This window comes from Acidimicrobiia bacterium (assembly GCA_012959995.1).
Taxonomy (GTDB): domain Bacteria; phylum Actinomycetota; class Acidimicrobiia; order Acidimicrobiales; family MedAcidi-G1; genus MedAcidi-G2B.
Genome location: DUCC01000008.1, coordinates 18,990 through 31,234 on the forward strand (window position 1 = coordinate 18,990; position 12,245 = coordinate 31,234).

Annotated in this window: 12 protein-coding genes; 8 read left to right on the forward strand and 4 right to left on the reverse strand. The window is 56.8% G+C overall.

Annotated features, from left to right (window positions below; translation table 11 throughout):
* Positions 1–32: 32 nt before the first annotated feature.
* The 4 genes from EYQ49_01380 to EYQ49_01395 are packed head-to-tail and all read left to right on the forward strand — an operon-like array spanning position 33 to position 3,696.
* Positions 33–1,094 carry a prephenate dehydrogenase/arogenate dehydrogenase family protein gene (locus EYQ49_01380; protein HIG24530.1) on the forward strand — a complete coding sequence of 354 codons (1,062 nt, stop codon included), beginning with the start codon at positions 33–35 and terminating at the stop codon, positions 1,092–1,094.
* The gene (aroA, locus tag EYQ49_01385; protein HIG24531.1) at positions 1,091–2,350 is read left to right on the forward strand and encodes a 3-phosphoshikimate 1-carboxyvinyltransferase; all 1,260 of its coding nucleotides are present in this window, start codon (positions 1,091–1,093) and stop codon (positions 2,348–2,350) included. Before EYQ49_01380 ends, aroA begins: the two co-directional genes overlap by 4 nt.
* Position 2,351: 1 nt before the next feature.
* Positions 2,352–2,984 (forward strand): (d)CMP kinase, encoded by a 633-nt coding sequence (locus tag EYQ49_01390; GenBank protein HIG24532.1) that lies wholly within the window; start codon positions 2,352–2,354, stop codon positions 2,982–2,984.
* A 13-nt stretch (positions 2,985–2,997) separates the two neighbouring features.
* The gene (locus tag EYQ49_01395; protein HIG24533.1) at positions 2,998–3,696 is read left to right on the forward strand and encodes a 1-acyl-sn-glycerol-3-phosphate acyltransferase; all 699 of its coding nucleotides are present in this window, start codon (positions 2,998–3,000) and stop codon (positions 3,694–3,696) included.
* On the opposite strand, the gene ispH is transcribed toward EYQ49_01395, so the two are convergent.
* Positions 3,693–4,724, reverse strand: coding sequence for a 4-hydroxy-3-methylbut-2-enyl diphosphate reductase (gene ispH / locus EYQ49_01400; protein HIG24534.1), 1,032 nt, complete (start codon positions 4,722–4,724; stop codon positions 3,693–3,695). The genes EYQ49_01395 and ispH overlap by 4 nt on opposite strands.
* Positions 4,725–4,772: 48 nt before the next feature.
* On the opposite strand from ispH, the gene EYQ49_01405 reads away from it, so the two are divergent.
* The 4 genes from EYQ49_01405 to EYQ49_01420 all read left to right on the forward strand — a co-directional run bounded on the left by EYQ49_01405 (position 4,773) and on the right by EYQ49_01420 (position 8,795).
* Positions 4,773–6,143: a DUF512 domain-containing protein gene (locus EYQ49_01405; protein ID HIG24535.1), complete on the forward strand. Its 1,371-nt coding sequence runs from the start codon at positions 4,773–4,775 to the stop codon at positions 6,141–6,143.
* Positions 6,140–7,438: a ribosome biogenesis GTPase Der gene (gene der, locus EYQ49_01410; GenBank protein ID HIG24536.1), complete on the forward strand. Its 1,299-nt coding sequence runs from the start codon at positions 6,140–6,142 to the stop codon at positions 7,436–7,438. Before EYQ49_01405 ends, der begins: the two co-directional genes overlap by 4 nt.
* 74 nt (positions 7,439–7,512) lie before the next feature.
* The gene (locus EYQ49_01415; GenBank protein ID HIG24537.1) at positions 7,513–8,577 is read left to right on the forward strand and encodes a serine/threonine-protein phosphatase; all 1,065 of its coding nucleotides are present in this window, start codon (positions 7,513–7,515) and stop codon (positions 8,575–8,577) included.
* A 5-nt stretch (positions 8,578–8,582) separates the two neighbouring features.
* Positions 8,583–8,795 (forward strand): hypothetical protein, encoded by a 213-nt coding sequence (locus tag EYQ49_01420; protein HIG24538.1) that lies wholly within the window; start codon positions 8,583–8,585, stop codon positions 8,793–8,795.
* Between the two features lie 62 nt (positions 8,796–8,857).
* Here EYQ49_01420 and EYQ49_01425 read toward each other — a convergent pair whose 3' ends face one another.
* The 3 genes from EYQ49_01425 to EYQ49_01435 all read right to left on the reverse strand — a co-directional run.
* Positions 8,858–10,378, reverse strand: coding sequence for an ABC transporter ATP-binding protein (locus EYQ49_01425; GenBank protein ID HIG24539.1), 1,521 nt, complete (start codon positions 10,376–10,378; stop codon positions 8,858–8,860).
* Positions 10,379–10,458: 80 nt separating this feature from the next.
* Positions 10,459–11,424: a BMP family ABC transporter substrate-binding protein gene (locus EYQ49_01430; GenBank protein HIG24540.1), complete on the reverse strand. Its 966-nt coding sequence runs from the start codon at positions 11,422–11,424 to the stop codon at positions 10,459–10,461.
* Positions 11,425–11,471: 47 nt separating this feature from the next.
* A partial coding sequence (locus EYQ49_01435; GenBank protein HIG24541.1) for an ABC transporter permease occupies positions 11,472–12,245 on the reverse strand: 774 nt, incomplete at its 5' end.

Here is a 12,245-nt window from a genome sequence, read left to right on the forward strand (position 1 = left end):
CATCAGGCCATGCAGAAACCGCAGGTAACTACATGAAACGCCGCGCCACGGTGGCCGGGGTGGGCCTCATCGGAGGCTCTATCGGTATGGCCCTGCGCCAACAAGGCTGGCAAGTCAGCGGCGTAGACCCGCACCAAGGGCATCTGGATAGCGGTTTGGAACTCGGCGCCATTGACACCATTGGTTGGGATGACCAAGCGGAAATAGTTTTTGTGGCCACCCCGGTGGCTTTGATCGCCGAAGTAGCCGGCCAAGCGCTGGCCGAAGCACCCCAAGCCTTGGTGACCGATGCGGGCAGCGTTAAAGCCGCCTTAGTGGCCGCCGTAAATGACCCTCGTTTTGTAGGCGGCCACCCCATGGCCGGCTCAGAACAAGAAGGCGTAGATGGGGCACGCTCCGACATGTTCGCCGACAGCAACTGGGTGTTGACCCCCACCGAAACCACTGATGACCAAGTGTTCGCCGCAGTGCGCCAGGTGGTGGCCTCGCTAGGGGCCGAAGTGGTGACCTTGTCGCCAAGTCGCCACGATGCGCTGGTAGCCATTGTGTCGCACGTGCCGCACCTCACCGCGGCCACTCTGATGGGTTTAGCCACTGCGAGTTCCGAAGAGCATTACGCCGTGTTGCGGTTGGCCGCTGGCGGTTTTCGCGACATGACTCGTATCGCCGCTGGGCACCCCGGTATTTGGCCCGATATTTGCGCCGAAAACCAGGCAGCGATCACCGAAGTGTTGGATTCTTTAATAAATGACCTGTCTGCCGTCCGTGAAGAGGTCGCACAATCTGACCGTCCGGCATTGTTGCAACGCCTCGAACGAGCCCGCACGGCCCGCATTAGCCTGCCCACCGGTGCTCCCCGACCTTCTGAGTTGGTGGAGGTGCGGGTGCCAGTACTGGACCGTCAAGGTGAGTTAGCGGCCATCTTTGCTTTGGCTACCGACCTTGACGTCAACATCTACGACCTAGAAATTGCTCACTCTTCGGAAGGCGACCGCGGGGTGGCTTTGCTTATCGTCGAAGCCTCTCTGGGGGAACGACTTAAAGGCGGTTTGATGGCTAGCGGTTACCGGCCAACCTCGCAACCGCTGGCATGACCAGCCATCAGGTTTCACCGGGCGGCCCGCTAAAAGGCCGAGTGCAGGTGCCAGGCGATAAGTCCATCTCTCACCGGGTACTTATGTTGGCTGCTTTGGCCCACGGCGAATCTCGCATCACTGGCTTAAGCAACGGCCAAGACGTGCTGTGCACCTTGGCCATTATTGAAGCCCTCGGCGCACAAGTAACTCAAGACGGCGAGGTATTGGTAATCAACGGCGGAACGCTGGTTTCGCCGCCGGAAGCCTTGGACGTGGGGAACTCCGGTACCGGCATGCGTTTGTTGGCTGGGTTGCTGGCTGGGTTAGGCATTGAAGCCACCTTGGACGGCGATGCCTCTATTCGTAGCCGCCCCATGGATCGTATTATCGACCCGTTAACCGCTATGGGGGCCATCGTGACTAGCGTCGATGGGCAAGGCCATGCGCCGTTGACTATTTCTGCCAGCCCCTTGTCGGGCATTGAATACGTTATGCCGGTGGCCAGCGCTCAAGTAAAAAGTGCGGTGCTGCTGGCCGGTCTCAATGCTCAAGGCCCCACCACCGTTAGAGAACCCATCATCAGTCGTGCCCACACCGAAGAACTAATGGCAGCCTGCGGTCTTGAGGTAACCGTTGAGGGGCTTTCGGTGACCGTGCAACCCGGGCGACCACAAGCCTTCACCCACCAAGTAGCGGGCGACCCTTCGCAATCTGCCTTTTGGGCGGTGGGAGCGGCCATCGTGGACGGCTCAGCGGTGGTTGTCGAAAATGTGTATCAGGGCCCGGCTCGCACCGGTTTCGTCGAGGTGCTTAAGCGCATGGGCGCCGACTTAACCCACGACCCAGTTTCTGGCGACCTCACCGTATGTTCTGGCCCGTTGGAGGCCACCACGGTGACGGCCGCCGAAGTACCGGGCCTCGTAGATGAAGTACCGGTGCTAGCTATCGCCGCCGCTTGTGCCATCGGCACCACGGTGTTCGAAGGCTTGGCTGAACTGCGGGTAAAAGAAAGCGACCGCCTGGCCACCGTAGAAGCCATGCTGGTGGCTCTGGGCGCACAGGTTGAGGTAACCGGCGACCAAATGGCAGTAACCGGCGGCCCATTGGCTGGGGGCCTTATAGAAACACACCGCGATCACCGCATTGCTATGGCCGGGGCTATTGCCGGTTTGGTGGCTTCTGGCAGCACCAGAATCTCGGATTGGGATGCGGTGGCCACCAGTTACCCAAATTTCGGGCAAGATTTAGCCATGTTGCGAAGCACAGACGTCTGATATGCAGGTCATCGCCATTGATGGGCCAGCAGGGTCGGGAAAATCCACGGTGGCGAAAGCCGTGGCTGCCCGTTTAGGTTTGGCTTACCTTGATACCGGGGCCATGTATCGGGCGGTGGCTTTTGCTGCTTTAAGTGGTGGCCTCAACCTGGCCGATACCGATGCGGTATTGGCGGTAGCGCAAACTCTTGATCTGCAGTTAGACCAATCGTCGTGTGTGGTGAACGGGGTCGACGCCACCGAAGCCATCCGAGGGACTGAAGTTACCCAAGCGGTCAGCGTGGTGGCGGCTTTGCCGGCGGTGCGGGCCGAAATGGTGCAACGCCAGCGCCAGTGGGCGCAAGACCGTAACGGTGGGGTCATGGAAGGCCGTGACATTGGTTCGGTGGTTTTTCCTGATGCGGCGCTCAAAATCTATTTAACCGCTTCGGAAGAGGTGCGGGCCCAACGCCGAGCCGCCGAAGCCGGCGGAGAAGATGTGGTTGCCGTGGCGGCCGACCTTGGCCGTCGAGACGAAGTGGATTCTCAACGGAAAGCCAGCCCGTTGGTAGAAGCCGAAGGGTCGGTGGTGGTCGACACTTCGACTATGACCATTGACCAAGTGGTGGACCACGTGGTAGGCCTACTCAAATGAGAGGCCTGCTCAGATGAGAGAGATGGGCCGACAAATGACTTGGGTGGAGCGAGCCACTTACCGGTTTTTTTGGACGCTGCTTTGGTTGATTTGTAAAGTTTATTTCCGTTTCAAAGTAGTGGGCGGCAAAAATCTGCCCAAAGAAGAGCCGTACATTTTGTCTCCGGTGCACCGGTCTTACCTCGACACCCCGGTGGGGGGCATGGTGACCGCTCGCCGGCAACGTTTTTTAGGCAAAGAAGCCATGTGGCGCAACCGTCCGTTGGGTTGGTTCTTAAGCCTGGTGGGGGGTTTTCCGGTAGAGCGCGGCACCGCCGACCGGGCCGCGTTACGGGCTTGCCAAGAAGTGCTTGAACTGGGCGACCCGTTGGTAATGTTCCCGGAAGGCACCAGAAGACACGGCCCGGTTATCAAAGCCGAAGAAATGCACGCCGGCCCGGCCTTTGTGGCCTTACGAGCCGGGGTGCCCATTGTGCCCATGGGGTTGGCCGGCACCGATTATTCCATGCGCCCCGGGTCGTCCATGATCAAACCGGTCAAGGTGTACATGGTGTTGGGTGAGCCGCTTTACCCGCCTACTTTTGAAGGCCGGGTGCCTCGTCAAGCAGTTACTGATTTCACCGAAGAGTTGCGCCAAGCCATGCAAGTGGTGTTTGACGAAGCGCAACGCTTAGCAGGCCGCCCCGCTTTGCCGGAGCCTGAAGAAAACTAAACCCCGAGGGTTTTTAAAGTCACCGAGGCGTCAAGCGATCGGTCGTCAAAATGTTGCGGGGCCGGGGGAGCGCCAAAACCTAAGCCGCCGAACCCTCGTAAAGCAGCCAACAAGTTGCGCAGATTACGGGGCGGCGGAAAGTACTCGTCTTCTTCGGTGTACCGCACCAACTCCACGCCTTGCGTCGGGTTTAAAGCAGCCAACACCGCATCAACGGTTTCTTCAGGGGCCGATGCTCCGGCGGTAACCCCGACCACGCCAGAAAGGTCATCGGGTAACTCGGCGGCCCGGTTGATCCACACCACTCGAGGGCCGTTGGCTTGTTCGGCCAGTTTGACCAAAGCCCGTGTGTTGGAACTATTGGTAGAGCCGATCACCACCACAGCGTCGCAGCGATCCACCAGAGCCAACAAAGCGGCTTGACGGTTAGTGGTAGCAAAACACAAGTCGCTGCGCCCCGGCGACCATAAATGTGGCCACCGTTCTTGGGCTGCTTCTACCACCCCTTCCCAGTCTCGATGGCTCAAAGTTGTTTGGGCTAGCAAAGCCACTTGGTCGCCCAAGTCGGCGAGGTCGGCGACTTCTTCGGGGCGTTCCACCCGGTGCATGATTTCTGGGGCTACGGCAATAGTGCCTTCGGCTTCTTCGTGGCCGGCGTGGCCCACATAGACCACTTGGTAACCCTGCTTGCTGCGAATTTTTACTTCATGATGCACTTTGGTCACCAACGGGCATACCGCATCAACGGTAAACCCGCCTACTTGGGCGGCTTGAGAAACAACTTTGGGTGCCGAACCATGAGCCGACAACATGACCGGAGCGCCTAGAGGCACCTCGTCGATGCTGTCTACAAACACCACGCCCTGAGCTTCGAAACGCTCGACAACAATTTTGTTGTGCACAATCTCGTGGTAGCAGTAGACCGGTTCGTCAAAGGCTCGAACCATCCAAGCCAATGCCTTAATGGCCATTTCTACACCGGCGCAAAACCCTCGCGGGTCGGCCAGTAACACTTGGTCTACGGTCATAACCAAGACTTTACCGCCACCAAGCCGCCGCATCGGTAGCCTGAAGGTATGTCCGCTCCTGTAGTGGTCGACGTTGCCACCGATTCGCCGGCTGCCGGAGCGGGCGTGGTGGCCGGAGACCTCATCCTCAGTATCAACGAACAAGTGCCTCGTGACGTCATCCAGTATCAACTGCTGGTTGATGAGCCCTTGGTGACCCTTGATATAGAACGTAACGGCCAGCACCAAGCCTTGACCATAGAAAAAATGGCGGGCGCCCCGTTGGGTATTGAAGTAGATAGCCCGCTCTTTGACCAAGTACGTACTTGCGACAATCACTGCGAGTTTTGTTTCATCTATCAATTGCCGCCCGGCATGCGTCGCAGTTTGTCGCTCAAAGACGACGACTACCGTTTGTCGTTTCTTTACGGAAACTTCACCACCTTGACCCGTTTTACCGAAGCGGACCTTGAACGAGTCATTACCGAAAACCTCAGCCCTCTGTACGTCAGCATCCACGCCACAGACCCCGGCAAACGTACCGAAATGCTACGCAACCGGAGGGGAGCCACCAGCCTGCGTTGGCTGCGGGCCCTTTTGGATCATGACGTGACAGTGCACGGCCAAGTAGTGGTCTGCCCGGGAGTCAACGACGGAGCATGGTTAGAAGACACGTTGGCCGGGGTAGCCGACCGTTTTCCCGAGTTGGCCAGCCTGTGCGTGGTGCCGTTGGGGGTAAGCCGCCACACCGACGAAAAACGTATGCGCCCCCACACCGTTGACGAAGCCCGAGTAGTGGTGGACCTGGTTGATGAATGGCAAGAACATTTTTTATCAACGCTGGGGCATCGTTTGGTTTACGCCGCCGACGAGTACTACCTGCTGGCCGGCCGGCCTTTTCCCCCCGCTGAGACGTATGGTGATTTTTCTATGCACGAAGATGGCATCGGCATGGCCCGCGGCTTCGAAATGGAATTTCACGACACCGATCACCAGATACGCAGCCAAAAATCAGGCTTCTTTGCTTCAGTAGACGGCGCCCCGGCTCAGGGCTACCGGGCACCGAGAACTGCCGATACCCCAGTAAGCATCGGAGCACGTCGCCAAGCCCCGGTGGCTGTATTGACCGGCCCGCTCGGTGCGCCCATTGTTGAACCCCTAGTGGCTGAGGTGGGGCGTAGTGATGTGCGGGTTGTCACGGTGGAAAACCAGTTTTTCGGAGGCAACGTAGGGGTAACCGGCTTGATGGTCGGTGAGGATTTGATCCGAGTATTAAACGACGAACCTGAAGGCCACCGGTACTTGTTGCCTGATGTGTGCCTCAGCGGCGGCCGTTTTCTCGACGATCTCACCCCAGCGGACCTGCCCCGTCGCGTTGAGGTGATCCCGACCGATGGGGGAGCGCTGCGAAAAGCGCTGAAACAAGGAGTCTCAACATGAACCCAGTCGTGGCCATCGTGGGCCGCCCTAACGTGGGCAAATCAACGCTTATGAACCGCATCGTCGGTCGGCGCGAAGCCATTGTGGAAGAACGCCCCGGGGTAACCCGCGACCGCAAAGAGGTCGAAGCTTCATGGCTGGACCGTGAGTTCACCCTGGTGGATACCGGTGGATGGATAGCCGGGGGCGATGACCTTGACGAAAAAGTAAGCCGTCAAAGTGAAAAAGCTATTAAAGACGCTGACGTTATTTTGTTTGTGGTGGATTCCACGGTGGGCATAACCGACGACGACGCCAAAGTGGCGGCTTTGCTGCGTCAACGCACCGAACAAGTTATTTTGGTAGCCAACAAGGTTGATGACCGGAGCCACGAAGCAGTGGTCTGGGAACTTATGTCACTGGGGCTGGGCGAACCGGCTTCTATTAGTGCTCTTCATGGGCGCGGTACCGGCGACATGCTGGACCGCCTGATTGCTTTGTTACCGGAGCCCCAACCAGAACCAGAAGTTGACGAAGAAGAAGATCGCATTATTTCGGTTTCGCTGGTGGGTCGCCCCAATGTGGGCAAATCCACGTTGTTTAACCGGTTGATTGGCGAAGACCGAGCGGTGGTTCATGATCGCCCGGGAACCACCCGAGACGCCATCGACACCGTGGTAGAAAGCGAATACGGGCCGGTACGTTTTATCGACACGGCCGGTATGCGCCGCAAAGCCCGTATTGACGAAGACACCGAATACTATTCGCTGGTTCGGGCCCTAAAAGCCGCCGATGCCGCCGATGTAGCGCTGCTGGTTATCGATTCCACCGTTGGGGTCACCCATCAGGATCAACGCTTAGCCGAACGGGTAGATGCCGCCGGTTGCCCGGTCGTCGTTCTGCTCAACAAATGGGACCTCTGCGATGCCGAAACACGAGCCGATGTATCTGACCAAGTAGGGATGAAACTCCATTTTGTCGGCGCTGCGCCGGTAATTAAAATCAGTGCCCTGACCGGAAAAAACGTGACCCGTTTGTGGCCGGCACTGGCCGACACCATTGAGAGCTACCGCACCCGCATTCCGACCCGTCGGGTAAATGATGTGATTCGGGCAGCCCAGCAAGCACAACCCGCGCCCGGTGGCGCCCGAGTGCTTTACGCCACCCAAGGGGCCACTGACCCACCGACCTTTACTTTGTTTGTCAACTATGAGTTGCCACGCACTTGGTTGCGGTATTTAGAGCGGCGTTTACGCGAAGATCTCGAGTTGGGGGCCACCCCCATCAAAGTACGGGTCAGAAAACGCTCCGAATAGGTTCGTTGCTCTTTTTACGGGTTTAAAACGCAGTGAGAGACGACAGCTATCCCTTTGGGATACGATAGCCAGTCATGGACACCCCGGTACTTGCCGTCGTGGGCTTGATTTGTTTGGCCGCCACCCTTAGTTGGGTTCGTTCGGCGCGTCATCGCCAACGTTTGGTGCATCGCATCGACCCTGAAGAGGCTCCCGATGCCTACACCCTGGCGTGGTCGCACTTTCGTAAAGAAGCTCACGCCGCTTTGCTTTATGGTTTGCTGGCCGTCGCTTTTTTTGCCAACGCCGTAGCACCCGCTACTTGGGTGTTTGCTTTGGTGGCGGTTCCTGCTTTGGTTTCTACCGCATGGGCTCGTAATGCGGTGCGTGAAGCCCGTTTGGCCCGTCAACGCATAGATATTGAACGCCGAGCTCAAGAAGCGCTTAGCCAAGAAAAACTGGCCCCTAAAGCGTGGGCCGGACGGTTAGCGCCCGATGAACTCCCGGCTTTTTCGGGGTTTGATGTGGGTCGGGTTTATCAAGCGGGTTCCGGTTTGATGTCGGGTGATTTTTTTGATGTATTCCAAGCCAGCCCGACTCGAATGGCGGCGGTCATCGGCGACGTTTCTGGCCACGGTATTGAATCGTCCATTACTGCTTTCCAAGCAAAGTATTTGCTGCGAACTTTCTTACGCCAGTTTCGTGACCCGGCTCAGGCATTAGAGGAACTCAACCGGCAAATGTCGTCGGTTGATCGTTCGGAAGAGTTTATTTCTTTAGTGGTTTTGGTGTTCGATACTGAGGCGAAAACCATGCGTTATGCCTCGGCGGGCCACCCGGCTACTTTTTTGTGGCATCAGCGTGAGGTGCAGCCTTTGCGTTCTACGGGGCCGTTGCTTATGTTGGACCCTGGCGGAACTTATTTCAGTCGAGAGATCCCTATGGAACACGACGACATGGCGGTCATGTACACCGATGGTTTGACCGAGGCTCGTGATGGGGACGAAATGTTTGGTGAGGAACGCATTGGTAACGCTATTCGCCGTGATCCTGGTATCGAACCAGCGGTTTTGTGCAAGCAACTGTTGGATGCCGCTAACGATTTTAGTTTGGGCGGGGTCGAAGACGACATAGCTATTTTGGCTATCCGCAAAACCTGACCGCCATGCCGTGGTGTGAGCCCTGCGCAAAATATTTGAGCCCCAACTCGGTGTCGGTTATGGGCACCTGTCCAAAATGCGGCGACAAGGTTTCTGACGCTGAAGGCAAACCTGCGGCTTCGCAAAAGGTCCCTTGGCATTTCTGGGTATTCGTAGGGGCCGCAGTGATTTACCTCAGTTGGCGCCTGATCCAAGGCGTCTGGCTGCTTTTCGCCTAACCCTTTTCACCTAACACCGTCACGTGGGGTCAGCCCCCACATGACCGCGACTTAAAGGGCGGCTAGTCGGTGACGCCGGCCATGAGGAGGCCTATTTGGCTGCGTTCGGCATCTTGGCGGTCCACTATGGCGATGATTTGGCCTTCGTACATGACAGCGATGCGGTCCGAAAGGCCGAGTACTTCATCGAGGTCTTCGGAGATCAAAATGGTTGCGGTGCCCAACGAACGCTGTTCTATCAACCGGTTGTGGATGTACTCTGCGGCACCAATGTCTACGCCACGGGTGGGTTGGCAAGCCAAAAGCACTGTGGGGTGAGCGGCCAATTCGCGGGCCAGAATTATTTTTTGGATGTTTCCGCCCGACAAACTTGAGGTGGGGGTTTCTACGCTGGGGGTTTTAACAGCAAAGTCTTCCACCAGTTGCGTGCTGTGCTTTTCGATAGCTTTTTGGTTTAAAAGACCCTTAGTGACGAATGCTTCGCTTTGGTGATCAACCAGAATCAAGTTTTCACTCACCGAAAATTCTGCCACCGCTCCATCGGGGATGCGTTCTTCGGGGATGAACCCCAAGCCAAGGTCCCGGCGTTTCCGGGTCGTGCTTTTGTCTATTTTGGCGCCGTTTAGGGTGAGGTGGCCGTTTTCTGGTGACCGTAGGCCAGCGATGGCTTCGGCCAACTCCCGTTGCCCGTTGCCTGACACCCCGGCAATACCCAGTATCTCTCCGGCATGCAGATCTAGCGACAAGTTGTTTACGGCGACCATTTCGTCATCGCCTTTGACGGTCAAGCCAGAAACACTGAGACGGGTTTCTGTAGTTTGGGCAGGAGGAAGCTCGGGGGTGAGGCGCACGGCTCGCCCCACCATCATCTCGGCCAGTTGTTGACGATCAGTTTCGGCAGGGGTGGTGGCGCCCACAACCTGGCCATTGCGCAGCACAGTTATGCGGTCGCTTAACGCCATAACTTCACGCAGTTTGTGAGAAATAAAAATTAGGCCTCGTCCGTTGTCGGCCATGCGCCGCAAAATAACGAAAAGGTCGTCCACCTCGTTGGGGGTCAAAACTGCGGTGGGTTCATCCAAAACCAGCAGTTCGGCATCTCGGTAAAGGGCTTTGATGATTTCCACTCGCTGGCGTTCACCTACCGAGAGGTGAGCCACGAGGGTCGAAGGGTCAACGGCCAGCCCATGTTCTTGAGAGATCTCATCGATACGAACCGAAACAGCGTCAATATCAGTAAAAGGTCGCCGAGAAGAAGAAAGCCCCAAAGCTACGTTTTCGGCCACGGTAAGGGTAGGGACCAGCATGAAGTGCTGATGAATCATGCCGATGCGAGCGGTAATGGCCTCGGCGGGAGAAATAATGTGTGCGGGTTTACCGCGGAGCAAAAAATCGCCTTCGTCGGCTTGGTAAAGACCAAAAAGTATTTTTACCAAGGTGCTTTTGCCGGCACCATTTTCGCCCAGCAGAGTGTGGACTTCGCCGTAACGCACGTCGAAATCTATCTGATCGTTGGCCACTACGCCAGGGAAGCGTTTGGTGATGCCACGCATTTCTAAAAGATTGTCTGAGGTGCTGGTCATAAATGTTCTCTATTATTGTGGTTCTCATTTGGGGCGGCGGGCAAAAACCCGCCACCCCAAAGAGACTTAATCGTGGTTATTTAGCCTGCGGACTTTTCCGCAATGGCTGCTTCTGCGGCAGCTTTTACGTCGGCCGGAAGGCTGTAGCCGTCGTTGAACTCAATTACCAGGCCACCGTTGGCCATGTTCAACTCGAAGGCTTGCCCGCCTTTGGTTCCGCTGTCACGCAAAGCCAACATTTCTTCAAGCACTACTTCCCAGTGGTAGACCTGTGAGGCCACTACTAAGTTGGGAGCCAAAGAAGTTTGGTTTGCTTGCGTGCCAAACCATGGCACATCGTTGGAGACCGCTACGCCAACTGCACCGACCACCATTTGGGCGGTGCCGGTGAGCACATCGACATCGTTGGTGATGTGCGCTTCGGCTGCTTCAGCGGCTAACGCTACGTCACCAAATGAACCGGTGTAGGTCACGTTGACGGTAGCTCCGCCTGCTTCAGCACCTTCGACAAAGCCGTTAATGTAAGCCACGGCATCGCCGGCTTCAATGGGGCCAACCACGCCGATGACGCCAGTGGTGGAGATAGCGGCTGCCATAACGCCGTTGACATAGCCGCCTTGGTCGGCGGCTGGGTGATAGGCGAAGACATTGTCAAGGCCTTGGGTGTCGGTGGCGGTACCCCAAATAAAGGTGGTGTCGGGAAAGTCGGGAGCAATTTCTGCTAACGATGCCCCGTATTGGGTGCCGTGAGCGATGACGACGTTTATTCCGTCTTCGGCGTAGCCACGAATGGCGGCTGCTGCTTCTTCAACAATGAAAGTACCGTCGGTTATCGACAAAGTAATTTCACGGTCCAAAGCGTTTACGGCATCAACCATGCTTTGAGTAAAGGCAAGGTCGTTAGAAGCACTCGGAGCCACAATGGCTACGGTCAGTGCGCCACCGGCTTCGGGGGTGTCGTCATCGCCGCCACACGCCGTGGCTAAGAGCGCAAAGGCCCCCAGTACAGCGAAGAGGCGAACGGTGAACCTCATTTTGGTTTTCATTTTCTTTTCCTTTCCGGGGGGGTTTCCCCGATTTTTCGTATGAACTGTTAATGGCGGGAGAAAGGCTTGGTGAGGGCGGCAGGGGCGTGCACACGTCGGGCCAGCAAAATGAGTGCCCCGATGGTGAGAATAGCAGGAGCCATGCCCGCCAGGTCAGAAATGCTGACCGGGATAATTCCTAATGCTTTCCATTGCAAAACGGTGGCATTGACCACGCCGTAAAGCAACGCTCCACCCATGACCCCCCAGGGGCGCCAGGCACCGAAGTACACCAATGCGACGGCAATGAAACCCATGCCTTGGGTGAGGTTGGGTTGGAAGATGCCGAGTTGCAAAACCAGAGCGGCTCCGGCCAGACCGGCGAATGCATTGCCGATCATGATGGCGGCGAATCGGGTGCGCTCTACCGAAACTCCGAGGCTGTCGGCGGCTTGAGGGTTTTCACCGACTGCTCGAACGTTTAGGCCGAAAGTAGTTTTGTTGAGCAAGACCACGGTGAGGGGAACCAAACCGAAAGCTAAATAGGTCATGAGGCTGCGCTGAAAAAGCGGTTCACCGACGTAAGGCAAGTCCGCTAAAAAGGGAATGTTGACGCTGGGGAGGCGAGGAACAGGTTTCGGGGTGCCTACTTGTTGACGAAACATGAGGTCGCTGAACCCTAAACCAAAGATGAAAATACCGATACCGCTGATGCCTTGGGTGGCTTCAAAAAATACGGTAATAACGGCATAAATGACCCCCATGATCAGGCCAACCAGCAAAGCCACCAGCGCGGCTAGCCAAAGGTTGCCGGTTGATAGCACCGTCCAATAAGCAAAGAA